The organism is Desulfovibrio desulfuricans (assembly GCF_004801255.1).
Taxonomy (GTDB): domain Bacteria; phylum Desulfobacterota; class Desulfovibrionia; order Desulfovibrionales; family Desulfovibrionaceae; genus Desulfovibrio; species Desulfovibrio desulfuricans_C.
On sequence record NZ_CP036295.1, the window covers coordinates 2,959,483 to 2,984,204 of the forward strand.

Below are 24,722 nucleotides of genomic sequence, written 5' to 3' on the forward strand. Positions count from 1 at the left end.
ATGGATCTGCTCAGTCTTGACCCGTCGCAGTTTATAACACTCACGCCCGTATCCGTGGCCTTTTTGCTGGCCGTGGGGTTTGTGGGCGGGCTTGTGAGCGGTTTTATCGGCTCCGGCGGCGCTTTTATTCTCACACCGGGCATGATGGGCCTCGGCGTACCAGGCGCGGTGGCCGTGGCCAGCAACATGTGCCACAAATTCCCCAAGGCCATGGTGGGCGCCATCAAGCGTTACCGCTTTGGTCAGGTGGATATCAAGATGGGCATGGTCATTGCCGCCAGCGCAGGCGTGGGGGTGCAGATCGGCATACGCATCCAGCGTTTTGTTTTGGAAAACTGGGGGCAGGCAGGGTCCGACCTGTATGTCAGCGTTTCCTTTGTGGCAGTGCTGGTTGTGGTGGGCAGCTACATTCTCAAGGACGCCCTGCGCTCCAGCCATGCGGGCCTGGAGGATGATGAAGCCACGCCGCCTCTGGCCAAAAAACTGCAATCCATCAATCTGCCGCCCATGATGTCGTTTCCCAAGTCCGGCCTGCGCATCTCGCTGTGGTTTACGCTGCCCGTGGGCATCGCCACCGGCATGCTGGCCGCCACCATTGCCGTGGGCGGATTTGTGGGCGTGCCGGGGCTCATCTACGTCATCGGCGTACCGGGGCTGATCGCCTCCGGCACCGAGCTTGTAACCGCCTTTGCCATGGGCCTGTGCGGCTCGGTCAACTGGGCCATGCACGGCATGATAGACATCCGCCTGGTTTTCATCATCCTGGCCGGATCCCTGCTGGGCGTGCAGCTGGGAGCCATCGGCACCACCTACGTCAAGCCGATCATGATCAAATACGTCATGGCGGCCATCATGCTCATCGTGGCGGGCAGCCGCATCGTCGCCCTGCCGGGCTACCTCACCGCCCTGGGGATTATCCAGATGGGGCCGGGCATGCTTTATATTTGCAAGGTGGTCAGTTTTGTGACCATGTGCGCCGGTCTGCTCGTGGGTGCAGGCATGATTCTTGGCGCCATGTGGCGCGGCCAGCAGCGCGCCCGCAAGGCTACGGCGCTGGGCAGCGCGGCCTAACTAAATCTCTTCTCCTCAAACCCTATAGCCAAGGGGGGGGTGCATTGCGTCTGCACCCCCCTTTTTTACGGTCAACCGCTGACTACCAAGCCGGAAAAAACCCATCGCCCATTGCATATTTTTCACATTCCTGTATTTATCCATAATCGACACAAAGAACCATTGTCTTTTTTCGTCATGCACCCGCAGGAGGCGTCATGCGCATGTTCACGCGCAGCCTCAAGGCGCAATTCATTGAGGCCTTCACGCTGCTCATCCTGCTTTCCTCCTGTTTTCTTGCGGCCATAACTGGGCGCGAGGCCAGTAGCGAAGCCCGCTATGAACGCGGCCTACTTCTGACCAACCGCGTGCAGTCGCTGGCTAAGGCTCTTGACCAGTCCATGTGGTTTTGGATCAAGGAAGTGGACACCCTGCGGCATACCGTGGGCCTGCTCGGCCCGGACATGAACAAAATTTCAGTGGCAATCAACCGCCTGCAGGACACCATGCCCACCTTTGCCTGGATCGGGCTCATGGACTCCAAGGGCTATGTTGTGTCCGCCACAGACGGGGTGCTGCAAGGCACAGACCTTTCTATCTGCGCCATTTTTCGCCAGGGCAAAAACGGCCTGTTTGTGGGCGATGTGCGCAGGGCCAACCTGCTGGGACAGCTGCTGCCCCACCCGGAGGGTATCCCCCTCAAGTTCGTGGACATAAGCATGCCCATTGGCCAAGGCGAACTTAAGGACTGGGTTATTGTAGCCCATCTCAGCTGGACCTGGGCCAGAGAGGTGGAGGAATTTATCCTGTCCGGCGAGGGCTCGGACACAAACACAAAAATCACGGTCCTCAGCGAGGACGGAATCCCCATCCTTGGCGGCGACAGCACTACGGAACCGCTGGCCCTGCCTCTGCTGCAACAGCTGGAGAACTCCCCTTCGGCATGGGCGGTAGAGCCGTGGCCCGATGGCACTTCCTACCTGACCGCCGCTGTAAGATGCAGCGGTTTCAAGGATTATGACGGTCTTCAGTGGAGCGTGGTGGCCCAGCAATCGCTTGAAGCCGCCTACGCACCCGTGCGCAGGCTTGTAACCCGTATTCTGGTGGCAGGGCTGGCGCTGGCCGTGCTGTTTGCGCTGGTTGCCAGCTACATTGCCCAGCGGGTCATTGCGCCGCTCAAAGCCCTGAGCGTTGCGGCCGACAAGCTGAGCAAGGGCGAACGAGTGTCCATCCCGCGCAAGCAGGACATACGAGAAATCGAAGTGCTTTCCACATCGTTGTCGACCCTGGTTGACAACCTCACCCGCACGGAAAAAGACCGCAACCGCATACAGCATACTGCGGAACGCGACGCCCTCACCGGCCTGCTCAACCGGCACGGGCTTGCTGCGCGCATTGAAGAGGCCATGCCTGATCTGCAGCAGCATCATGGTATTGTTGAACTGTTGTATATGGATCTTGACGGCTTCAAGCCGGTCAACGACACCTACGGGCATCATGTGGGCGACTCGGTGCTGACCATTCTGGGGCAGCGCCTCTCGGGCTGTCTGCGCAAGGACGACGTGCTTGTGCGCCTTGGCGGCGATGAATTTTTGGCGCTGCTGAGCCACCGTAACGGAACGCCCGACATATTGCGCACAGTACGGCGCATCCGCGAGACAGTAGGCGCGCCCATCTCTACCGAGGGGCTGCTGCTGCACATCGACATCAGCATTGGGCACGCCACATGGCACTGCACGCAGGAATCTGTTGAAGACGCCCTGAAAAGGGCCGACGGGGCGCTGTACATGGCCAAGAAAACCGCAAAAGGCCCTTCAGACGCGCCCTGACCAGCCCGCGTCATGCGGTGCACGCAGGCGGGATTCTGCCGCGCCTGTCAATGTCAGCCCGTGTGCGGACACCCTCCAAGGCAATAGCAGAATACCCCCACTCCTTGCCAGACCTTGCACCACTGATCGCTGCCCGGCAAAAACGGCTCAGGCTTCTGCCTGCCCGCCCTGCTCCTGCAGGTAGCGCAGGCACTTGCCCGCAGTGGCAAAACCGCTGCGCAGCCCGGCATAGTCGGCAACCGTCCGGGCGCCGCCCTTGTCGTACAGCACAAGCCCCCCGGCAAAGGTATCCACATCGTCCGGGTCGTGGCTGATAATCACCGCAGGGATGGTCAGGTCGCTGATAAGTTCAAGCAGTTCTTGGCGCAGCCGCTCGCGCAGCAAAGGATCAAGGGCCGAAAAAGGCTCGTCGAGCAACAGCAGCAGAGGGTCGGCGTTGAGCGCCCTGGCCAGCGCTGCGCGTTGCCGCTGACCGCCCGAAATCTGCGAGGGCAGGTGCGCGGCCAGATGCCCTATGCCCAGCCTCTCCAACATGGCCTGCGCCTTGTGGCGCTCGTCTCCGCACACTCGCCAGGGCCAGCAGCCGGTGCGGGGGTAAGCGACATTCTGCAGCAGGTTTAAATGCGGAAACAGCGCGTAATCCTGAAACATGTAGCCGATGCGCCTTTTTTGCACAGAGACGGAGACGTTTTGCGCACTGTCGTACAGCGTGCAGCCGCCCACGCGGATGTACCCCGCATCGGGGCGGATCAGACCCGCCAGACACTGCATGGTCAGGGACTTGCCGGAGCCGGAAGGCCCGAAAAGCACGGCGCACTTGTGCTCGTCGCCAATGTCGTAGCGCACGTCGAGGGTGAACGGCGTTACCCCGTTACGGAACTTTTTTTCCAGACGCAACGAGATCATCAGCGCCGCCTCTTGAGTTTTACAAGCAGCTCGGCCGCCATCAGCAGGCCCACGCACACGGCGGAGGTAACCGCCACAAGCCACGAGGCCTGAAGGTCGTTGCCCGCCTGAAAGGCGTCGTAAATGGCCAGGGCCAGCGTCTGCGTCTTGCCAGGGATATTGCCCGCTATCATCAGCGTTGCGCCAAATTCGCCCATGCCGCGCGCAAAGGCCAGCATTATGCCGGCAAAAATGCCCTTCCAGGCCAGCGGCAGCGAGACGCTTATGAACACCCGCCATTCCGACGCGCCCAGCGTGCGGGCTGCATCCTCCAGGTGTTTGTCCACCTGTTCAAGCGCGGCGCGCGCCGATTTGTAGATGAGCGGAAACACCACCACCGTGGCCGCCACCACGGCTCCCTGCCACGAAAATATCAGGTTGATGCCAAGCTCAGCCAGCCCCGGCCCCAGCACGCCGCGCCGCCCCACCAGCAGTATGAGGTAATACCCCAGCACTGTGGGGGGCATCACCAGAGGCAACGAGCATAGAGCGTCAAGCAGGGCTGGCATGGGGCCCCTTTTGCGGGCCAGCCGCCAGGCCGCCAGCGTCGCCACGATGAAGGAGATGGCCGTTGCCGCACCGGCAACGCGCAACGAAAGCTCCAGGGGGCTCCAGATAAACGCAACATCAAAATCCATATCCATCCCCCCTGCCGACTGACGCCTCGCTTCTGCAAAATCCAGGCGGTTGCCGTCTCTGCCAAAACGGCAACCGCCTTTTAATTCACGCCCGCTCCACTCGTCCTTTTGGGGCGAGTGCCGGGCCAGCCCAGGTTACGGCTTGGAAAAACCGTACTTGGCAAGCACTGCCTGCCCCTCGGGGGACAGCACAAAGTTCAAAAATTCCTGCCCCATCTTGGCGTCCTTGCCGGTGGTTGCCACAGCAATGGGGTAGCTCACGGGGTCGTGGCCTTCAACTATCATAACCACGTCCACCTTGTCGGCAAGCTGCTTGGCGTCGGTACGGTACACAAAACCGGCGTCGACCTCGCCGCGCGCCACATAGTCCAGCACCTGCCGCACGCTGTTGCCGAGGATAAGCTGGGGCTGCACGCCCTCCCAGAGTTTGGCCGTATTGAGCGCATCCTTGGTGTAGCGCCCGGCGGGCACTGAATCGGGGTTGCCGGTGGCAATGCGCTTGTAGGCCTTGATGTCCTCAAGCTTGGCCGGTTTTTTGGCCCCGGCGGGCACGATGAGCACCAGATCGTTGAGGGCAAAGTTTTTGCGGGTAGCAGGGTCGACAACCTTGGCGGCCACTGCCTTATCCATGGTGGCCTGGTCGGCGGAGGCAAAAACGTCCACCGGCGCGCCTTCCTGAATCTGCTTGAGCAGCGGGTTGGAAGCCGCATAATTTGTGTTCACCGTCAGCCCGGCGTGCTTTTTTTCAAACAGGCCCTTGATCTCGGTAAAGGCGTTGGTGAGGCTGGCAGCTGCGGAAACGGTCATTTCCGCAGCCTGGACAGGAAGGCTGAACAGGGTCGCGCAGGCCAGTGCCAGTACCATGCGGCCCAATGCCCCACGAGCATATGCAGTCGTTTTCATGAAGTTCCTCCGTGCGCCAGAAGCGCTGTTTGTACGTTCACAGTACAGAAGCCGCCCATGCGAGCAATGCAGTCGCGTTTTTTTGTAAAACCGTGAACACTGTACAACAAAGGAGTTTTATTTGTATAAGATCAGAAAACTGACGGGAAGAAGCATGGAAAAAAACAAAAACCGTGAGGAAATGGCCGCGCTTTTGCGCTCGCTCTCTTCTGCAGACAGAGCATGGCTGCGTCAGCGGCTTATGCGCCGCGACTCGGCGGCGCTGCTGCAGGACACAGGGCGCATCAGCCCGCGCGAGCTTCTGGCCGCAGAAACATGGCTGTGGGAGCGGGCCAGCGCCGCCCGCGGCCCGCGCGAAAAACGCCCTCGCCTGCGCATGTGGCTCATCTTCATGCTGCTGCGCTATGCGGCCCTGCGGCTTGTGGAAATTTTTGACATCATGCCCTCGCATCTCGATTTCCAGGAGGGCGTCATCCACGTACCCGGCACCAATGACAATCCCGGACGCGAGGTTCCTCTGCCGCTTACCATCAGCCGCCGCCTCAAACGGGTGCTTGAAGACCCGACGCTGTTTCCCGAAACGCGCGAGCTTATGCGCTGCGACGCGAGCTACGTACGCCGCTGCCTGCAGCAGGTAGGCGCGGCCTGCGGCCTGCCCAAGGGTCTGCTGAGCGCGCGTGCGCTACGTCACACCCGCGCCCTCGAGCTGGGTCGGCAGGGGCTGCCGCTGCCGGTGGTGGATATTTTTTTGGGCAGGCGCTCGGCGCCGGGCCAGAGCGGCATTGTCCGCTGCGACCCGCAGGAGGCCAAGCGCCTGCTGCGCGAACAATTACAAAGGGAGCGACCCATGAAAACCAGTGCCCGAAATGTTTTTCAGGGACGCATCACCTCATTGCGCCAAAGCGGCCTGCTGGTGGAGGTAGTACTGCGCACCGCAGGCGGATTGCGCGTTTCTTCGCTTATTACGGACGAAAGCTACAAAACCCTGGGTCTCAATGAGGGCAAACTGGTTAATGCCAGCATCAAGGCCCCCTGGGTGCTGGTGCAGGCCGGGGAGATGTCGCCCAAAAGCTCGCCCCCGGCGGAAAACTGCTTTACCGGCGTGGTCGAGCGCGTGCGCGAAGACGAAATGGTGGCCGAAATTCTGGTGGCTCTGGGCGAAGGCAGTCAGGTGTGCGCCCTGCGCAACCGTGGGCCCGAAAACCCCATCAACCTGACCGCCGGGCAGACGGTTACGGTATTTTTCAAGGCTTTTTCCGTTATTCTTACCGTGGACTAGGCCCCGCAGGGGCTACCAGATGCACGGCAAAAAGCCGCGCCGATCGCAAATACGGATCGGCGCGGCTTTTTGCATGGTTGCCCTGTCAGCGTAATTTTTGACCACGCGGAGCCCTCCCAGCGAGGTTCAGGCCCAGCGGGCACGGTTTGCTCCATAAACAGCGGCAATAACCTCAATGGCCCGTGCGATGTCCGGGAGCCCGCCCCACTGCAGGTTGTCAGCCGCAGATGATCATTGCCCATACCCCTGACCAGCAGGCCCAGAGGCGCGAGCTGCTGCCCGAACCACCCAGACGGCATGCCCGAAGCGCTTATGCCAAACATGACGATATTGGTCTGCGCTGGCGTCAGCTAACTCGTCATGGGCCGCCAGCGCCCAAAAAGACCGCCGGACACGCCACAGGGCAATCACAGGCCTTGCCCTGCCACAAATCCCGCGCGCCCAACGCCCGGCGCAAATCGCCCAGCAGGCCGCGCTTGTCGCTGGCCCAGGCCGGGGCAAGCAGCTCGCGGGGGGCGGGGTCGCTTTGCAGGCGATGGATGACGATGTTTGAGGGAATACACGGCAGGGCGGCGCAGAGCATATCCACATACTCGTCGCGCCAGAGGGGGTGGTACTGCCCGGAGGCGTAAAGCCCGGCCAGCGCAGTGCCCCTGGGAACGTACACATTGTGCAGCTTGAGACCGCGTATGGGCAGGGAAAGCGCCCAGTCGACGCTCTGCATGAAATGGCGCTCGTCTTCGCCGGGCAGCCCGACCATCAGGTGGGCGCATACGGCTATGCCGCGCTCGGCAGCCATGCGGACAGATTTTTCTGACGCGGATGCATTGTGTCCACGGTTTATGAGGGTTAGGGTTGCGTTATGGACGGTTTGCAGGCCCAGCTCCAGCCACAGGTCGCAGTCAAGAGCCGCAAGCAGATCAAGCTTTGGGGCATCCAGACAGTCGGGGCGGGTTGCCACGGCCACGCCAAAGCAGTCGGGCAGGCCGCGCGCGGTCTGGAGCAGTTGTTGCAAGCGTTTCTGTGGGCCATAGGTATTAGAGAAAGATTGCAGATACGCAATAAAGCGCGTATTGGGGTCGTCCCGCAGATAAACGGCACGCTTGGCATTCCACTGCTGCAACAGGGAATCGCCCAGTTTTGCACGCCCGGAGCCCGAACCGTCGGCATTGCAAAACGTGCAGCCAGAACGCGAAATCGTGCCGTCGCGGTTGGGGCAGGAAGCCCCGGCATCAAGTGGAATTTTTTGCACCCGGCAGCCGTACAGATGATTATAATGTGCGGCCAGAGTATGCCAACGCTGCATGTTTACATGCCTTGGGGGCTTATATCCGCGCCTGCGGACGGGACAAATATTTTAACCCTGCGTCCACCGTCTTGACTTCATGCCGGTTTTAGCAGAACAGTTTTCAGCCTGACGTTACCAATTCCAACAGCGCCCCCGCTCCAGGCCTCTTCGCCTCGCCGGGCGTGGATGCTGTTTCAACATGACGGTAAGGTAGCACACCAGCACAGCGAGGCAAGTTAGAGTAATGTCCAAAATTCTGGATTTCGCACTAGGATTGTTTTCCAATGACCTGGCCATCGACTTGGGCACGGCCAATACCTGCGTCTACGTAAAAGGACAGGGAATTGTGCTGCGCGAGCCCTCTGTGGTTGCGGTCAAAAAAGACCCGCGCGGCAACAACGTGGTTTTGGCCGTTGGGCATGACGCCAAGCGCATGCTGGGCAGAACCCCCGGCAATATCTGGGCTATCCGTCCCATGAAAGACGGCGTTATCGCCGACTTTGAAGTTACCGAGGCCATGCTGCGTCACTTTATCGCCAAGGTTCACAACTCGCGGCGTCTTGTGCGCCCGCGCATCATGATCTGCGTGCCCACGGGCATCACCCAGGTGGAAAAACGCGCGGTGAAAGAATCGGCCCAGTCCGCCGGTGCGCGTGAGGTTTACCTCATCGAGGAGCCCATGGCGGCGGCCATCGGCGCCGACCTGCCCATTCAGGAGCCTACCTCCAACATGGTGGTGGACATCGGCGGCGGCACCACAGAAGTGGCGGTCATCTCCCTTTCGGGCATTGTGTACTCGCGCTCTGTGCGCGTGGGCGGCGACAAGATGGACGAAGCCATCATGACCCACGTCAAGCGCAAGTATAACATGCTCATAGGCGAATCGTCCGCTGAAGAAATCAAGATCAAGATCGCTTCTGCCTATCCGCTTGATCCGGAGCAGCAGATCGAGGTCAAGGGCCGCGACCTTGTGACGGGTATTCCGCAAAATATCATCATTACCTCCGAAGAAGTGCGCAAGGCCATTTCCGAGCAGGTAGACAGCATTGTACAGGCTGTGCGCATCGCCCTGGAACAGACCCCGCCGGAACTGGCGGCGGATATTGTGGACAGGGGCATTGTGCTGACGGGCGGCGGCGCGCTGCTCAAGGGTCTTGACCAGTTGCTGCGTGAAGAAACCTCGCTGCCCATCACGGTTGTGGACGATCCCTTGTCCACGGTTGTCATGGGCACCGGCAAGGCGCTGGACAATCTGCACATTCTCAAAGAAGTGTGCATCGACTAGAACCGACTGTCCTCGCGCCCCTGTGCGGTTGACGCAATGCCGGAACTCGGTTCCGGCTCTGCGTCTCCGGCGCAGGGGCGCGGTTTATTATGCACCGCTTTAAGAGCGTTGCGCACGTTAAAACGCCCCGGCAGGGCTGCGCGAGCCGCCTTGCGCCACGTAACCCCAAGGCTCGGCATCCGCGCGGCCTGACGGCGAAGTGAGCGTGACTTTCACCTCTGAACGTGCAACGCTTCATAGGTAATCTGCTCTAGGAGCTTCGGCCAGTGACATTGCGGCGTCTTCTCCTCCTCGCGGGCACTTTGCTCATCCTGTTTCTGGGTATGTATTCCTGGAACCAGCGGACGCGTTTTCTGGACGATTTGGCCGCAAAACTGGGGCTGGAAATCACCGGCGCGGTGCTCACCCCCATCCGCTCCGCGCAGGACACTGCAGAAAGCATGTGGGACCGCTATTTTGACCTGGTGAGCGTGCGCGAAGAAAACGAGGCCCTCAAGCAAAATGTAGCCGAGCTCGAAGCCCGCCTGCTCGCCAACGGCGAGGATCTGGCCGAGCTCAAACGCCTGCGCGCCCTGGTGCAGTTGCCTGTAGACCAGACCTGGCGTCCGCTTGGCGCGCGCGTACTCTCGGGCCGCATGGGGCCCAACGCCGTTCTTGACAGCATCACCATCAGCCGTGGCTACAGCACGGGCGGGCGGCCCGGCACACCGCTGGTCACCCATCTGGGCCTTGTGGGCCGCGTGCTCAAGGCCAGCGCCCACAGCTCCATCGTGCTGCTGCTCACCGACCCCAGCAGCCGCATTGCCGTTTTTTCGCAGGAGACCCGCGCTCCCGGCATCCTGGTTGGCATGGGCACAGGCCAGAAGCTTGAAGTCAACTTTGTGCAGCGCGACGCCAAGGTAAAACCCGGCGAGATCCTCATCACTTCCGGCCTGGACGGCAAGTATCCCAAGGGCATACCCGTGGCCAAGGTTCTCAAGGTCGCCCCCTCGGACTACACCCAGTTTATGGCCATCAAGGCCGACCCGCTGGTCGATCTGCAGCACCTTGAAGAAGTGCTGCTGCTGGAACCCACCGGCGCGCCGCGTCCGCTGGACCTGGGCGACGCGCCCAAAGAATTCGTCGGGCCGCCCGCGCCCAAAAGCGCCACGCCATGAACAAGTTCAGCAGCACTGCATGGTGGCTTTGTTTTATGGCCGGGGCCATTATTTTGCAGGCGGCCGTGCCGGGGCTTGATGTGCTCACGGTGGGGCTGATCATCCTGCTGCAGGAGCGCGACTACAAAAACATGCTCTGGCTGCTGCCCCTGTTTATCCTGCTGCAGGAGGGCATGGGCACGCGCCCGTTTGGCGCGGTCATCGTCTGGTATGCGGCGGTGATAGTGCTGTTCAAGATGGGCCGCTGGCTTTTTGAAGTGGAAAACTTCATCTTTGTCTTTTTACTTTCCGCCTGTCTGGGCGCTGCATACTACGCGGTGGCCTGGCTTATGGCCCCCTTGCAAAACCTGCCCCTCGACGTGCAGGGAACCCTGGACCGAAGCCTGATTCAGGCTATCTTTGTGCCTTTCGCCTGGCGGCTGTTGGTGGCCACCCGCCACTGGAACCCCCATGATCAGGAAAACTGACAACACCTCCCTGCTCGCGCACAGCGACAAAGGCTCGCACAAGGGCATACGTTCCTGGCTCAAAATTCAGGTTGAGAGCGAGGGCTATCAGCCGCCGCGCGCTGGCGCCATCCTGCTGCAGGTCATGGTGGGACTGATGTTTTTTGTGCTGGTGGTGCGCTTTTGGTATCTGCAGGTGCACCGGGGCGAGGAGTTTGCCCGTCAGGCGCAGGACAACCGCCTGCGCATCGAGCGCATTTTTGCCCCGCGCGGGCGTATCCTGGACGACAAAAGCAGGGTGCTGGCCGACAACCGCACGGCCTACGGCCTTTCCATCGTGCGCGAAGACTGCCACGACATACCCGCCACGCTGGCCCAGATCAGCGAGTGGTCGGGCATACCCCTGCAGCAGATCTGGGACAAGTTCCGCCAGGACCGCTTTAAAGTTAAGCCTTTTGAACCGCTGTTGCTCATCACCGACATTGATTTTGATCTGGTGGCGCGCATCGAATCCGAAATCCACGAGTGGCCGGGGCTGGAAATTGTGGTGCGCACCAAGCGCAGTTACCCCGAGCGCGAGCTTTTTGCCCATATTCTGGGCTACGTGGCAGAAGCCAACGAACAGGAAATGGCCGCAGACAGCGCCCTGGCCATGGGCGACCTGGTAGGCAAGCAAGGGCTGGAACTCGAGCTGGAAAAACAGCTGCGGGGCCGCAAGGGCCTGTATGATGTGGAGGTGGACGCCCACGCCCGAGTGCTTGGCAAAACCCTGCGCGAAGAACCGCGCGGCGGCCACGAAATACACCTTTCGCTCGACGACGGGCTGCAAAAGGCCGCATGGGACGCCCTGGGCGGCGAGGCTGGTTGCATCGTGGTCATGGAACCCGACAGCGGCAAGCTGCGGGCGCTGGTAACCTCGCCCGCCTACGACAACAACCTTTTTGCCGCCGGCATCTCGCAACGCGACTGGGACGCCCTGCGCACCAACAACCGGTTTCCGCTGCAGAACCGCGTCATCCAGAGCGTTTACCCCCCGGGCTCGGTCTGGAAGCTGATTATGGCCACCATGCTGCTGGAAAAAGGCGTCAACGCGCGCGAAAGCGTGTTCTGCCCCGGTCAGGTCAAACTGGGCAACCAGATATTCCGCTGCTGGAAAAAAGGCGGGCACGGGTCAGAAGACCTGGTGCACGCGCTCATAGACTCGTGCGACGTCTACTTCTACCAGATGGGCGACCGTCTGGGCATTGACAAGATCGAGGAATTCGCCAAGGCTTGCGGTTTCGGGCGGCCCACGGGCATTGACCTGCCGCACGAAAAATCTGGCCTCGTGCCCTCGCGCGACTGGAAGCGGCGGCGCTTTGGCCGCCCCTGGACGCGCGGCGAAACCTACAACGTGTCCATCGGCCAGGGCTACACCCTGGTTACCCCGGTGCAGGTGGCCGTGTTTGTGTCGGCCCTGCTCAACGGCGGGGAGCTGCTCAAACCCCAGCTGGTCGACGACGCCACCCGCGAGGTGCGCGGACGGGTTCCCGCCAAGCCGGAGACGCTCAAATTTGTGGTCGAAGCCATGCGCCGCACCGCCAACGGCGGCACGGCCAAGGTCGTGGGCCGCAAGGACGCCGACATTGGCGGCAAAACCGGCACGGCCCAGGTGGTCAAGCTCAAGATGACCACTGGCGACCGCCGCCTGAAAACCTCGGAGATGGAATACGCCCAGCGCGACCACGCCTGGATAGCCACCTGGGGCTCCAAGGAAGGCAAGACCTATGTGGTTATCGTCATGGTGGAGCACGGCGGCGGCGGTTCAAGCGTGGCCGGTCCTATAGCCCGCAAGGTGTACGATTATCTTTTTGGCCCGGACCCCAACGCGCCCATGCTCGCCATGCCTGCCCCCCCCCCGGCGGTCGATCACCCCGAATAGCCGGCAAGGCGACGGCCCCGCCGCATCAGGCAATATTTACTATGAAACCTGCAACCACACAGCATCAGCAAGCGAACACGCAGCATGGATAACCGTCTGTACAGCTATATTAACTGGGGCCTTCTGGCCTGCATGATGCTGCTCTATCTTGTGGGCGTGGGCAATCTGTATTCCGCCAGCGGCACGCGGGTCGAGTCGGGCCTTGCCTTCAACTCGTTTTACCAGCGCCAGCTGGTATGGGGCCTGTGCGGCGTGGCGTGCATGCTGCTGGCCATGCTGTTTGACTACCGCCAGCTGCGCAACCTTGCCTGGCCGTTCTTTCTCATAACCGTATTTTTACTGCTGCTTGTGCCCATTGCCGGCAAAACGGTTTACGGGGCCAAACGCTGGATATCGCTTGGCTTCATGAGCCTGCAGCCCTCGGAGATGGCCAAGCTTTCGGTGCTTGTGCTGGTGGCCCGCCTGCTGGCCCGCGACAGCCGCCCCCTGGGTTGGAAGCACTTTTTCAGCGTGCTCTGCGTCGGGCTCATACCGTGCGGGCTTATCGTCATCCAGCCCGACCTTGGCACTACCCTGCTGATACTGCTGATCATGGGCGGCATGATCCTGTTCCACGGGCTCAAGGGCTATGTGCTCAAAACATGCCTGCTGGCCGCGCCTGCCGCGGTGGCCCTCATGTGGGTTGTGGGCATGCACGATTACCAGCGGCAGCGCATCCTGACATTTCTTGATCCGGGCAACGACCCGCGCGGCACGGGCTACCACATCATCCAGTCGCGTATTGCCATCGGCTCGGGCGAGCTGTGGGGCAAGGGATTTCGCGAGGGCACGCAAAGCCAGCTGCGCTTTTTGCCCGAACGCCATTCGGACTTTGCCGTGGCCGTTTTTGGCGAAGAATGGGGATTTGTGGGCTGCGTGGCGCTCGTTACCCTTTTCTGTCTGTTTCTGCTCTCCATCTTTTCTTCGGCGGTGCAGGCCAAAGACCGTTTTGGCAGCACCCTGGTGGTGGGCGTATTTTTTTACTTTTTCTGGCAGATATTCATCAACATGGGCATGGTGATCGGCCTTATGCCGGTGGTGGGCATTCCCTTGCCCTTCATCAGCTACGGCGGCAGCGCCACGGTGGTCAACTTCACCCTGTTGGGCATAGTTCTTAACGTGTCCATGCGCCGATTCATGTTTAAGAGCTGACAGCAAGTCAAAGGGGAACAACGTGGCAAAGGACGAAATCGCCTACCTCGGCTCCGACACCGTGTATGAAGGCAAGCTTCACTTCAAGGGTACCGTGCGTATCGAAGGCCGCTACACCGGTGAAATTGTCAGCGACGGAACCCTCAACGTGGGCAAGGACGCCCAGGTGCAGGGCACCCTTGATGTGGGCGAGCTGCTGCTTTCCGGCCGCTTTAGCGGCGAGGTGACCGCCAAGCGCCGCGTGGTGGTGTACAGTTCCGGCGTACTCGAAGGCCAGCTGGCCACCCCCAACCTGCTGACGGAAGAAGGCGGCATCATCGAGGGACAGATCAGCATGAAAGGTCCGGCCAAGCCCAAGGCCTGACAACAGCGCCAGACAGACCCTCCCCGGCATGCGTGCCCGCTGCCGGGCCATTGGGGGGGGCCATATTTGCCTGATGCAGGAAAATAGCGCATAGTTGGTCTTGGAATACGTGTTACAAACCAGATCAACAACACTGCGCGACAGGCCTGAAAACCTGTTGAGCGCTTTCCTCAGGAGGCACCTATGGCACACGATTATTTCCGTGCGCTCAGGGATGTGGCGCTGGTTATCAATTCCAGCCTTGAGCCCCGCGAAGTTCTGCACAAAATCACCGAGCAAACCGCTGCAACCATGGGCTGCAAGGCAAGCACAATACGCCTGCTTGACAGCACGGGCCGTTTTTTGCTGCCCAGCGCCGCTTACGGCCTTTCCTCCACCTACATGCGCAAAGGCCCTGTGGAAGTAAAACGCAGCGGTCTTGACGGCGAAGTACTCTCCGGCAAAACCATCCATCTCAAAGACGCCACCGCCGACGGACGTTTTCAGTATCCCGAGTCCGCCAAATCCGAGGGTCTGGTCTCCGTGCTTTCGTCGCCCCTTATGGCCGACGGCAAGGCCATTGGCCTTATCCGCGTGTATTCGGACGTGGAGCGCGAATTCAGCGCCGACGAAGAAACCTTTATGGAAGCCGTGGCGGCCATCTCTGCCCTGGCCATCGAGAACTCGCGCCTGCACGAAGCCCTGCGCAACAACTACGAGCTGATGGCCAAACACGCCTACTCGCTTTACGAAGACTAGGACGCGTCTTCAGACGGTTTTACCGCTTCCGGCCTGTGCTGCAGGCCTGTGCTGCAGGCCGTGCGCCGCAGACGGCGCGGCGCAACTCGCTGGCGCATCCGCAGGCCGCTCCCGCAGACAGCGCCCCATTACGCCTGAAGGTCAGTCATCCGCCATTTCCCTCTACGTTATGAGGATCTTGCATATGAACAAAATCAAAGTTGGCATTAACGGTTTCGGCCGCATCGGCCGGCAGGTTTTCCGCGCCCTGCACCAGAGCTACCGCGACCGTGTGGAAGTGGTCGCCATCAACGATCTCTTCGACGCGGAATCCAATTTTCATCTGCTGGAGTACGACTCAGTCTATGGCCGCGCCTACCTCGACGCCAAGGTCGAGGGACAGGACGCCAGCGTGGGCGACTGGAACATCCACTGCTTTGCGGAGCGCGACCCCAAACAGCTGACCTGGGGCGCGTACGATGTAGACATCGTGGTGGAAAGCACGGGCATCTTCCGCTCTGCCACCCAGGCCGCCGTGCATATTGAAAACGGCGCCAAAAAGGTCATCATCACCGCCCCGGCCAAGGAAGAAGACATTACCATCGTCATGGGCGTAAACCACGAGCAGTACGACCCGGCCAAGCACCATGTGGTCTCCAACGCCTCGTGCACCACCAACTGCCTTGCGCCCGTGGCGCTTGTGCTGCAGCGCAAGTTTGGCATCGAGATGGGCAACATGACCACCATCCACTCCTACACCAACGACCAGCGCATTCTCGACATGGCCCACAAGGACCCGCGCCGCGCCCGCGCCGCCGCCTGCAACATCATCCCCACGTCAACGGGCGCCGCCCAGGCCGTGGCCAAGGTTATCCCCGAGCTCAAGGGCAAATTTACCGGCTACTCGCTGCGCGTGCCCACGCCCACAGTTTCGGTGGTGGATTTTTCCGCCATCCTGGAAAAATCCACTGATACCGAAGGCCTGCTCGGCGAGCTCAGGCAGGCTTCGGAAACCTACCTCAAAGGCATCCTGGCCTACAACGAAAAGCCGCTGGTCTCCATGGACTTCAAGGGCGACCCGCATTCCTCCATCCTTGAGGCTCCCTACACCACGGTGCAGGAAGGCCGCCTGGTCAAGATCGTGGCCTGGTACGACAACGAATGGGGCTACTCCAACCGCGTGTGCGACCTCGCCTGCCTCATGGGGGCCAAGGGGTTTTAGCCTCGCCGTCTGACAACGGATAAAACCGATCAGGCCCCCGGTTTACGCTCCGCACGGTGCGTACCGGGGGCCTTTGTCGCAACAGGGAGCGTGTTTATGGGCGGTTCGGCACAGGGCAAAGCCCCGCACATTCTGGACGTGCCGGTGGGCATGGACGCCGTGGGCGAAAGGGAAGAATTTGACAGCATGGGGCGGGTCATGGTGCCCGCCGACCGATACTGGGGAGCGCAAACACAGCGCTCGCTCGAGCATTTTGCCATCGGCGATGACAGAATGCCCATGGAGATCTGCCGCGCGCTCTGCCTGATAAAAAAGGCCAGCGCGCTGGTCAATGCCCGTATGGGCAAACTGCCTCCATGGAAGGCGCAGGCCATAGACCGCGCCGCGCAGGAAGGCATGGACGGTCTGCTGGACGGGCATTTTCCCCTTTTTGTCTGGCAGACGGGTTCGGGCACGCAGACCAACATGAACGTCAACGAGGTTTTGTCCAACCGCGCCATACAGTTGCTGGGCGGCGTCATGGGCAGCCAGAAACCCGTAGGCCCCAACGACGACGTCAACATGAGCCAGTCGTCCAACGACGCCTTTCCCACGGCCATGCATCTGGCTGCCGTGCTGAGCTGCGACGCCAGGCTGCTGCCGGAGGTGGAGGCGCTGGCCCAGGCAGTTGAGCTCAAGGCTGCCCAGTGGATGGATGTGGTAAAGATAGGCCGCACCCACCTGCAGGACGCCGTTCCCCTGAGCGTGGGGCAGGAGTGGTCGGGCTACGCCGCCCAGCTGCGCGCCTGCATGGAGTACCTGTGCGCGGCCCGCAACGGTCTTTACCCGCTGGCCCTGGGCGGAACAGCCGTGGGCACGGGCCTCAACGCGCCTGCGGGCTTCAGCGAGGCAGTCGCGCACGAGCTGGCGGTTATTACGGGCAAGCCCTTTGTCACGGCCCCCAACAAGTTTATGGCGCTGGCGTCGCAAGACGCGGTGGTGCGCTTCAGCGCCGCCCTGCGCGGGCTGGCCGTGGCGCTCATCAAGATAGCCAACGACATGCGCTGGCTTGCGGCAGGGCCGCGTTGCGGGCTGGCCGAGCTGCAGCTGCCGGAGAACGAACCCGGCTCATCCATCATGCCCGGCAAGGTTAACCCTACCCAGTGCGAGGCCCTGATCATGATCGCCATACAGGTCATGGGCAACGACAGCGCCGTTGCCCTGGCCGGAAGTCAGGGCAACTTTGAACTCAACGTCATGCGCCCGGTCGCGATCAAAAACGTCCTGCACTCCATAACCATTCTGGCCGACGGCTGCCGCAAGTTCCGCCAGCATTCCGTGCAAGGCACCGAGCTCAACAGGACCAGAATAGACTTTTTTGTCAACAACTCCCTCATGCTGGTTACGGCGCTTTCACCGGTTATCGGCTACCAGCAGGCGGCAAAAATTGCGGAAAAAGCCTCCGCAGAGGGCCTTACCCTCAAAGAGGCAGCCCTGGCGCTGGGCGCGGTAACTGCGGAGCAGTTTGACAGCATCGTGCGGCCAGAAACCATGATCGGGCACGGCCTGGCCGGGGCCTGACAGACTGGCCGCGCAGCTGGCCCCCTCAGGTCGACAGCTGAAAAATCCGGCAGGGGAGCAACCCCTGCCGGATTTTTCAGCTGTACCAATCCGCGTTCCGCCGCCAGGCGGGCCGCGCTAGGCGAAGTTGTAGCCCTGCTCCAGCGCCTTGGCGTTGGCAGCGATCAGCTTGGCGTAGTGCGCGCTGACCACGTGGTTCAGGGCTTCCTGCACCACGTTGAGGGGCAGAGCGCCGGTGGCCTTGAGCCACGCGCCCAGCGCCACCATGTTGGCCATCTTAACATTGCCCAGCTCGTGCGCCATGTCGTTGACGGGGATATACACCGTGCGTTTGGCGGCATCGAGCAGGTTTTCGTCCACCAGCGAGGCGTTGACAATCTGCACGCCGTCCGCAGCCAGCCGGGGCTGGAACTTGTCGAGCGAAGGCCCGTTGAGAATGATGGTGGACATGGGCTCGCGAACCAGGGGCGAACCGATGGGGTGCTCGTCGAGCACCACCGTGCAGTTGGCCGTACCGCCGCGCATCTCCGCCCCGTACACGGGGATAAAGCTCACTTCAAGCCCGTGCTCCATGCCCGCCTGGGCCAGCAGGTTGCCAATAAGCATAACGCCCTGGCCGCCAAACCCGGCCATGATCACATCCTGATATACGCTAGGCATGGTCGGCCTCCCCATTGGCGGTCATGTCCTTGTACACCCCAAGGGGAAATACGGGTATCATGGCCTCGGCAATGCGTTTGTTGGCGGCAATGGGGTCCAGGTGCCAGTTGGTGGGGCAGCCCGAGAGCAGCTCGATAAAGCCAAAGCCCAGACCCTGCAACTGCACCTCAAAGGCCTTGCGCAACGCCTTTTTGGACTCGCGCACGTGCTTGACCGAATCCAGCGAGCAACGGGCGGAGTATGCCACACCGTCCAGCTGGGCCATAATTTCGGCCATACGGATAGGCCCGCCCTCGTTGCTGACCGAGCGCCCCTGCCGCGAAGTGGTGGTCTTTTGCCCCACCAGCGTGGTGGGGGCCATCTGACCGCCGGTCATGCCGTACACCGTGTTGTTGATGAAGACGGCGGTGATCTTTTCGCCACGGTTGGCCGCGTGCATCGATTCGGCCATGCCGATGGCGGCCATGTCGCCATCGCCCTGATAGGTGAACACCACAGAGTCCGGACGGGCGCGGCGCACCCCTGTGGCCACGGCGCAGGCGCGGCCATGCGGGGCCTCAAGGCCGTCCACGTTAAAGTAGTCGTAGGTAAAGGTGGCGCAGCCCACAGAGGCCACCAGAATGGTGCGCTCGGCCACGCCCAGCTCGTGCAGCACCTCGGTCACCAGCCTGTGGGCAATGCCGTGGTGGCAGCCGGGGCAATAGTGGGTGGGGCGCTCGTTGAGCACGGGGTTGGTATCAAAAACCAGGCTTTCGCCCTCGGCGGGACGCAGGGCGTCCAGTTCCTGAGCTTGCATGATCAGTTCTCCTTGAGGGCCTGCAGCATGGGGTCGCGCAGGGCATCAGCGCCGATGAACAGCCCCGGCATAACGCCGTGCCACAGCACGGATGCGGGCGATACCCCCGGCTGGCCGAAAAGGGACAGGCGGACGTCTTCCACCATCTGCCCCGTGTTCTGCTCCATAACCAGAAAACGCCGTCCAGGCGCAAGGGCGCGCAGGGCTTCTTCCGGAAAGGGAAACAGCGTAATGGGCCGGAACAGACCAATCTTGTGCCCTTCGGCACGCAACTGGCGTATGGCGCTGCGGGCGATGCGGGCAATGGAGCCAAAGGCCACCACGATGAGTTCCGCATCGTCGGTGTCCACGCATTCAAAGGCGCAGTCGGCCTTCATGGATTCGTACTTGCGCATGAGCATGCGGTTGCGCTCGGCCAGCGCGCCTTCGGCCAGATATACCGACTTGAGCAGTCGCGGCGCGGCATTGGGGCCGCGACGGCCAAAGCCCTCCATGCGCCAGGGCGCGGCAAGGGCGGCCAGATCTTCGGCGGGCACGGCGTCCTTGGGCGGCACGCGGCGCACGGGTTCCTTGATCTGGCCAACAATGGCGTCGCCCAGCACCATGACCGGGTTGGCGTATTTGAACGCCAGGGCAAAGGCCCTGAACATGAAGTCGTAGCACTCCTGGGCTGTGGAGGGGGCAATCACCAGATTGCGGTGGTCGCCGTGGCCGCCGCCCTTGACGGCCTGAAAATAATCGCCCTGCGAGGGGCCGATGTCGCCAAGGCCCGGCCCGCCGCGCTGCATGTTGACGATGACGCCGGGTATCTGGCTGCCCGCCATGTACGAAATACCCTCCTGCATCAGCGAGATGCCGCAGCTGGAGGACGACGTAAGCGCGGGTATGCCGCAGGCGGCTGCGCCCAGCACCATGTTGATGGCGCTCACCTCGCTCTCGGCCTGCACAAACTGCCCGCCGTTTTCGGGCAGCAGTGAGGAGAGGGCCTCGGGCACTTCGTTTTGCGGGGTGATGGGATAACCAAAATAGCAACGGCAGCCCGCGTCAATGGCGCCAAAGGCCACAGCCTCGTTGCCCTTGATGAGCATGCGTTCAGTAGTGGCGCTCATGCCTTGTCCTCCCTGGTTTTCGCGCTTTTAAACACGCGTATGGCCACATCGGGACACATGACCGCGCACGAAGTGCAGCCCGTACATTGGCCGTCCATTTCCATCACTTCATAACCGTGACGGTTAAACCGGCCCGAAGGTTTAAGGATGTGCACCGGGCAGACTTCCACACACAGGCGGCAGCCTTTGCAGCGCTCTTCCATGAATACAACTCTTGACATTTCAGCTCCTTGGAATTCCATACCCGCCTTGTGAAACACTCAGCGAATAAGCATGGCATCCCCATATGAAAAGAACCGGTATCCCCTTTTCACGGCCTCGGCGTATGCCGCAAGCACACGCTTGCGCCCCGCCAGGGCAGAAACCAGCATGATCAGGGAAGATTCAGGCAAATGGAAATTGGTCAGCAGACCGTCAACAACGCGAAAGGGCCTGCCGGGATACAGGAATATGTCTGTCCAGCCGGTAAAGGGTTGCACCCTGCCGCACAGTTCGGCCACGCCTTCCAGAGAGCGCAGGCTTGTGGTGCCCACGGCAATCACGGGCCGTCCCTGTTGCTTGGCCTCGGCAATGGCCCGCGCCGTCGCCTCGGGAATTTCCACATATTCCCTGTGCATGCGGTGCCCGCGTATGTCGGCGCTGCGCACAGGGCTAAAGGTTCCGTACCCCACATACAGGGTTACGTCTGCCCACTGAAAGCCTCTGGCTTTCAGAATTTCACGCATTTCGGGGGTAAAGTGCAGCCCAGCCGTGGGCGCGGCCACAGACCCCGTCTTGTCTTCGCGGGAATAGATGGTCTGGTAGCGGCTCAGGTCTTCCTCCGCATCAGACCGCTTGATGTAGGGCGGCAGCGGTATGTGCCCGGTGGCGGCAAAGGCCCTGGAAAGGTCGCCGTCCCAGGCCAGGCGCACGCGGCGGTGGCCAAATTCGCCCGATTCAAGCACGGTTACGCTTATGCCCGCGCCAAATTCAAGGTGCTCGCCGTCGCGTATGCTGCCGCCCGAACGGATGAGCCCTTCGACCTCGGCGCTGTAACCGCCAAGTTTGTCAGGCCGTGCCCGCTCAAGCACGAGCGGCAGCGGCGTGAGCAGCAAAAACTCCACCTTGCCGCCGGTAGAGCGCGTGCCCAGCAGCCGCGCCTGCAATACGCGCGAGTTGTTGGCCACCAGCAGCGCCCCCTTGGGCAGGCAGTCGGGCAGGTCGCTGAACTGCCGGTGCTCAAGGTCAAGCGCGCCCTCGCGCGGCATGACCAGCAGGCGGGAAGCCCCGCGTTCCTCTGGCGGAAACTGGGCTATCTGTGATTCCGGCAGTTCAAAATTATAGCTTTCGAGAAAAAAATCCGCTTCCTCAGTGGGCATGATACATGGGCCTCGTTAATGCACCCCCCGTACCGCGGGCTTGTCAGCATGCGGTTGAGGGGCTAGTGTACTTGGGTTGCTTCCGGGGCGTTACGCGCCGGGAGGAGGAGATTATAGCCATGCAACGCCCGCTTGTCATCCTTGCAGTAAGCCTGCTTGCCGCCCTGATAGCGGGCTGTACCTCTATGGAAATAAGCAATCCCTTTTCCAACGACCCCCTTACGGGCGGAGTCGATACGGGCAAAAGCCAGCTTTTGGGAGTATCCATTCCTGCTGGCATGCAGAAGTTTCCCACCCACGGCTACCAGACCTCCGGCGCCGGTGGCGCACAGGGGCTTGAAATATTTCGCGGCGATGCCGACATGGGCTTTGTAGCCCAGATCATGTTTACCGGCCTGCAAGGCCAAGGCTGGCATCTGCGCATGGCCCAGCGCAAGGGCGTGCGCGCCGTATACGTGTACGAACGCGGCTCTACCCTCGCCACCCTGACAGTGGAGAGGGAGGCCGTGGGCACGGTGCTGGCCATCTGGGTTGCAGACCGCATGCCCGACGGGGCCACCCTGCCCATGCAGGAAAACACCGGTTCCAGCGGCTACGGCGGCAGCAACGGCAGCAGTGGAGGCACGGGCGGCTACAGCGAAAGCACGGGCGGCGGAGGCATGAACACCACCCCAAAACCCGGTTTTACCGAAACCTGGGGGGGCGGCAACAAGGGCGGCCTGCAGGAGCGCAACCTATGAGTGAAGCAAAAAGTGGTCTGAACACCCCCTTTGACCAGAGCACCCACTTTGAACGCAAGCGCCTGCACCTTGGCGTGTGCGGTTCCATTGCCTGCTACAAGGCCGCCGACCTGCTGCGCGCCTGGACGGGAATGGGCATCCATGTTTCCGCCACGCTCACGCCCGGCGCACGCCGTTTTGTGACGCCCCTGCTGTTTGAGTCGCTGGGCGCCCTGCCCGTATACGAAGACATGTTTTCGCCGGGGCAGGATGTTTTTTCGCACCTTGAGCCGGGGCAGCACGCCGAGGCCATGGTAGTTGCCCCGGCCTCGGCCGACGCGCTTTTTCGTCTGGCGCACGGCGCTGCCAGCGACATGCTGGCGGCGCAGGCTCTGGCCTTTGACGGGCCGCTGATCATCGCCCCGGCCATGAACCCCCGCATGTGGAGCAACCCTGCAACCCAGGCCAACATAGACATTTTGCGCCAGCGCGGCGCACGCGTCGTGACCCCGGCCTGCGGCGGCACGGCCTGCGGCGAGCAGGGCGAGGGACGGCTGGCCCCCCTGCACGACATTTTTCTTGCCGCCTTGCGCGCGCTTGCCCCGCAGGACATGGCCGGCAAGCGCGTCATGGTCACGCTGGGCCCCACCCGCGAGGCCTGGGACGGCGTGCGCTTTTGGTCAAACCCCTCTACCGGCCTTATGGGCGCGGCGCTGGCGGTATGCGCGTGGCTGCGCGGCGCGGAGGCGACGGTTGTCAGCGGCCCCGGCGTGCGCGTGCGCCTGCCGCGCGAGATAGCGCGCGTGGACGTGGTAAGCGCACGCGACATGTTCGAGGCGGCCTCCGGCCTTTGGCCCAACATGGATATGGGCATGTTTACCGCTGCGGTGGCGGATTTTTCGCCCCAGCCCTTTGGCCCGCACAAATTCAAAAAAATCGATGCCCCCGACGGCCTCACTGTGGCCTTTACGCCCAACCCCGATATTTTGCGCACCCTCGCCCATGGCCGCAAACCCGGACAAAAAGTGCTGGGCTTCGCCGCCGAGACGGCCCCCGACATGAAGGCCCTGCTGCCGCTGGCCCATGCCAAGCTACAAGGCAAAAAGGCCGATGTGCTGGCCGCCAACCGCATTAATTCCACCGACAGCGGCTTTGGCACGCCCACCAACGCCATGGCCGTCGTGGACGCCGCAGGGCATGAAGAAATCTGGCCCACCCAAAGCAAGGCCGATGTGGCCTGGGAACTGTGCTCATGGCTTTTGCGTTCGTAAACCCTATCAGCGCACTGTGGCAGCGCCGGGGGCTTACCACCCTGCTCATGCCCGAAGGCTACAACGCCTTTGCCGCCCCACAGCAGGAACACGCCCGCGCCGTGCACGCCAACGGTCAGGCCGCGCCGCGCCCAGGGCAAGCGTATTCGGCGCAACCGCGCGCGGGCCAGCCCGTGCGCGAGCGTCAGCCGTGGCCGCAAAGCGCCCCGCAATCCGCAGCGGGAATGCACGGCGGAGCCAATCAGGACACGCCGCCCCGGCAGCGGCCCCAGACCGCAGGGCAACCCGCCCCGCAGGCGGCTGCGTCGCAACATGCCGCCCAAAAGCCGGACCAGCGGAGCGCCGTACAGCCCCAGAGCAATGAACCCCGTCAAAGCGCGGACCAGCCTGCTGGTTCTTCGTGGCTGCCGCTGCCGCCTCACGTGTGGCCAGCGCCCTGGCAGACGCGGCTCACGCAAACCCGCCCCGGCCCCGTGCTGTGGACATACTGGAACCTGGGCCCCGACCTGTGCGACCCGCAGACCCCCGGCAGGCTTGAACGCCGACTTTTTTTGCAGCGCCTGCTGCAGGATCTGGGGCACCCGGCGGGCACGCATACCTTTTGGCCTTCGTGCCTGCCGCCGGATCCCGCCGCTTTGCCCGCACCAGATGCGGCCGGAGTGGATCAGCCCTATGCGGCCAACCCCGATGTTTTCTGGTCCGGAGCCATGCAGCTCAAAGCCAGGGGCGTTGTGGTCATGGGTTCCGCAGCGGCCAACGCGGTGGCGCTGCCCGGCGGGCTTCGCCCCCCGCAGCAGATCCGTCACAGGGGCAAGCTTGTGTGGGTGCTGTGGGACGTGGACAACCTGCTGCGGTCTGACCAGCGCTACGCCTCCATGCTGGCCCTGTTGCGCGAAGCCCTGCGCCATATTTTGCGCTAGCTGACGCCTCACCTTTATGCGCCGCGCGCCAGCCGCAAACGCTGACGCCAGATTCCGCCGCGCCATGGACGCGGTGCTCAGGAGAATGTTCTCT

The 24,722-nt window shown here is 62.0% G+C and carries 24 protein-coding genes; 15 read left to right on the forward strand and 9 right to left on the reverse strand.

Annotated elements, in window-relative coordinates; all coding sequences use genetic code 11:
* Together DDIC_RS12450 and DDIC_RS12455 are read left to right on the forward strand one after the other, a co-directional pair.
* The gene (locus DDIC_RS12450) at window positions 1–1,071 is read left to right on the forward strand and encodes a sulfite exporter TauE/SafE family protein (protein ID WP_136400735.1); all 1,071 of its coding nucleotides are present in this window, start codon (window positions 1–3) and stop codon (window positions 1,069–1,071) included.
* 197 nt (window positions 1,072–1,268) lie between these two features.
* Window positions 1,269–2,879: a diguanylate cyclase domain-containing protein gene (locus DDIC_RS12455; RefSeq protein ID WP_136400736.1), complete on the forward strand. Its 1,611-nt coding sequence runs from the start codon at window positions 1,269–1,271 to the stop codon at window positions 2,877–2,879.
* Window positions 2,880–3,026: 147 nt separating this feature from the next.
* On the opposite strand, the gene DDIC_RS12460 is transcribed toward DDIC_RS12455, so the two are convergent.
* The 3 genes from DDIC_RS12460 to modA form a co-directional block, all read right to left on the reverse strand.
* Window positions 3,027–3,785, reverse strand: a complete 759-nt coding sequence (locus DDIC_RS12460; protein ID WP_136400737.1) for an ATP-binding cassette domain-containing protein — start codon at window positions 3,783–3,785, stop codon at window positions 3,027–3,029.
* Window positions 3,785–4,462 (reverse strand): molybdate ABC transporter permease subunit, encoded by a 678-nt coding sequence (gene modB, locus DDIC_RS12465; protein ID WP_136400738.1) that lies wholly within the window; start codon window positions 4,460–4,462, stop codon window positions 3,785–3,787. The genes DDIC_RS12460 and modB overlap by 1 nt, the downstream gene beginning before the upstream one ends.
* Before the next feature lie 135 nt (window positions 4,463–4,597).
* The gene (modA, locus tag DDIC_RS12470; protein ID WP_136400739.1) at window positions 4,598–5,365 is read right to left on the reverse strand and encodes a molybdate ABC transporter substrate-binding protein; all 768 of its coding nucleotides are present in this window, start codon (window positions 5,363–5,365) and stop codon (window positions 4,598–4,600) included.
* Between the two features lie 154 nt (window positions 5,366–5,519).
* Here modA and DDIC_RS12475 point away from each other — a divergent pair, with 154 nt between their 5' ends.
* On the forward strand, window positions 5,520–6,644 hold the full coding sequence (locus tag DDIC_RS12475) for a TOBE domain-containing protein (protein WP_136400740.1): 1,125 nt from the start codon (window positions 5,520–5,522) through the stop codon (window positions 6,642–6,644).
* A gap of 358 nt (window positions 6,645–7,002) precedes the next feature.
* On the opposite strand, the gene DDIC_RS12480 is transcribed toward DDIC_RS12475, so the two are convergent.
* Complete coding sequence (locus DDIC_RS12480) at window positions 7,003–7,950, reverse strand: TIGR01212 family radical SAM protein (RefSeq protein ID WP_136400741.1); 948 nt, start codon at window positions 7,948–7,950, stop codon at window positions 7,003–7,005.
* Window positions 7,951–8,176: 226 nt separating this feature from the next.
* Here DDIC_RS12480 and DDIC_RS12485 point away from each other — a divergent pair, with 226 nt between their 5' ends.
* The 9 genes from DDIC_RS12485 to fumC all read left to right on the forward strand — a co-directional run bounded on the left by DDIC_RS12485 (window position 8,177) and on the right by fumC (window position 17,795).
* On the forward strand, window positions 8,177–9,217 hold the full coding sequence (locus tag DDIC_RS12485) for a rod shape-determining protein (protein WP_136400742.1): 1,041 nt from the start codon (window positions 8,177–8,179) through the stop codon (window positions 9,215–9,217).
* Window positions 9,218–9,483: 266 nt separating this feature from the next.
* Window positions 9,484–10,374 (forward strand): rod shape-determining protein MreC, encoded by an 891-nt coding sequence (mreC, locus tag DDIC_RS12490; RefSeq protein ID WP_136400743.1) that lies wholly within the window; start codon window positions 9,484–9,486, stop codon window positions 10,372–10,374.
* Complete coding sequence (locus DDIC_RS12495) at window positions 10,371–10,841, forward strand: hypothetical protein (protein WP_136400744.1); 471 nt, start codon at window positions 10,371–10,373, stop codon at window positions 10,839–10,841. The genes mreC and DDIC_RS12495 overlap by 4 nt, the downstream gene beginning before the upstream one ends.
* Window positions 10,825–12,741, forward strand: coding sequence for a penicillin-binding protein 2 (mrdA, locus tag DDIC_RS12500; protein ID WP_136400745.1), 1,917 nt, complete (start codon window positions 10,825–10,827; stop codon window positions 12,739–12,741). Before DDIC_RS12495 ends, mrdA begins: the two co-directional genes overlap by 17 nt.
* Before the next feature lie 84 nt (window positions 12,742–12,825).
* Window positions 12,826–13,932: a rod shape-determining protein RodA gene (gene rodA, locus DDIC_RS12505; RefSeq protein ID WP_136400746.1), complete on the forward strand. Its 1,107-nt coding sequence runs from the start codon at window positions 12,826–12,828 to the stop codon at window positions 13,930–13,932.
* 22 nt (window positions 13,933–13,954) lie between these two features.
* Window positions 13,955–14,296: a bactofilin family protein gene (locus tag DDIC_RS12510; protein ID WP_136400747.1), complete on the forward strand. Its 342-nt coding sequence runs from the start codon at window positions 13,955–13,957 to the stop codon at window positions 14,294–14,296.
* 183 nt (window positions 14,297–14,479) lie between these two features.
* Window positions 14,480–15,034 carry a GAF domain-containing protein gene (locus DDIC_RS12515; RefSeq protein ID WP_136400748.1) on the forward strand — a complete coding sequence of 185 codons (555 nt, stop codon included), beginning with the start codon at window positions 14,480–14,482 and terminating at the stop codon, window positions 15,032–15,034.
* 184 nt (window positions 15,035–15,218) lie between these two features.
* Window positions 15,219–16,235, forward strand: a complete 1,017-nt coding sequence (gap, locus tag DDIC_RS12520) for a type I glyceraldehyde-3-phosphate dehydrogenase (RefSeq protein ID WP_136400749.1) — start codon at window positions 15,219–15,221, stop codon at window positions 16,233–16,235.
* A gap of 96 nt (window positions 16,236–16,331) precedes the next feature.
* On the forward strand, window positions 16,332–17,795 hold the full coding sequence (fumC, locus tag DDIC_RS12525; RefSeq protein ID WP_136400750.1) for a class II fumarate hydratase: 1,464 nt from the start codon (window positions 16,332–16,334) through the stop codon (window positions 17,793–17,795).
* Between the two features lie 117 nt (window positions 17,796–17,912).
* Here fumC and DDIC_RS12530 read toward each other — a convergent pair whose 3' ends face one another.
* From DDIC_RS12530 to queA, 5 genes are read right to left on the reverse strand one after another with little or no spacing between them, the layout of a single operon-like run.
* A complete protein-coding gene (locus tag DDIC_RS12530) occupies window positions 17,913–18,455 on the reverse strand; it encodes a 2-oxoacid:acceptor oxidoreductase family protein (protein WP_136400751.1) in 543 nt (180 codons plus the stop codon).
* Entirely contained in the window at window positions 18,448–19,251 is an 804-nt protein-coding gene (locus DDIC_RS12535; RefSeq protein ID WP_168732555.1) for a thiamine pyrophosphate-dependent enzyme, read from the reverse strand. The genes DDIC_RS12530 and DDIC_RS12535 overlap by 8 nt, the downstream gene beginning before the upstream one ends.
* A 2-nt stretch (window positions 19,252–19,253) precedes the next feature.
* Window positions 19,254–20,360: a 3-methyl-2-oxobutanoate dehydrogenase subunit VorB gene (vorB, locus tag DDIC_RS12540; RefSeq protein ID WP_136400753.1), complete on the reverse strand. Its 1,107-nt coding sequence runs from the start codon at window positions 20,358–20,360 to the stop codon at window positions 19,254–19,256.
* On the reverse strand, window positions 20,357–20,581 hold the full coding sequence (locus tag DDIC_RS12545) for an indolepyruvate ferredoxin oxidoreductase subunit alpha (RefSeq protein WP_136400754.1): 225 nt from the start codon (window positions 20,579–20,581) through the stop codon (window positions 20,357–20,359). The genes vorB and DDIC_RS12545 overlap by 4 nt, the downstream gene beginning before the upstream one ends.
* 39 nt (window positions 20,582–20,620) lie before the next feature.
* Window positions 20,621–21,718: a tRNA preQ1(34) S-adenosylmethionine ribosyltransferase-isomerase QueA gene (queA, locus tag DDIC_RS12550; protein WP_136400755.1), complete on the reverse strand. Its 1,098-nt coding sequence runs from the start codon at window positions 21,716–21,718 to the stop codon at window positions 20,621–20,623.
* Between the two features lie 119 nt (window positions 21,719–21,837).
* Here queA and DDIC_RS12555 point away from each other — a divergent pair, with 119 nt between their 5' ends.
* The 3 genes from DDIC_RS12555 to DDIC_RS12565 are packed head-to-tail and all read left to right on the forward strand — an operon-like array spanning window position 21,838 to window position 24,628.
* Window positions 21,838–22,458, forward strand: a complete 621-nt coding sequence (locus DDIC_RS12555) for a hypothetical protein (protein WP_136400756.1) — start codon at window positions 21,838–21,840, stop codon at window positions 22,456–22,458.
* Window positions 22,455–23,708, forward strand: coding sequence for a bifunctional phosphopantothenoylcysteine decarboxylase/phosphopantothenate--cysteine ligase CoaBC (coaBC, locus tag DDIC_RS12560; RefSeq protein ID WP_136400757.1), 1,254 nt, complete (start codon window positions 22,455–22,457; stop codon window positions 23,706–23,708). Before DDIC_RS12555 ends, coaBC begins: the two co-directional genes overlap by 4 nt.
* A complete protein-coding gene (locus tag DDIC_RS12565) occupies window positions 23,690–24,628 on the forward strand; it encodes a hypothetical protein (protein WP_136400758.1) in 939 nt (312 codons plus the stop codon). The genes coaBC and DDIC_RS12565 overlap by 19 nt, the downstream gene beginning before the upstream one ends.
* Window positions 24,629–24,722 lie beyond the last annotated feature (94 nt).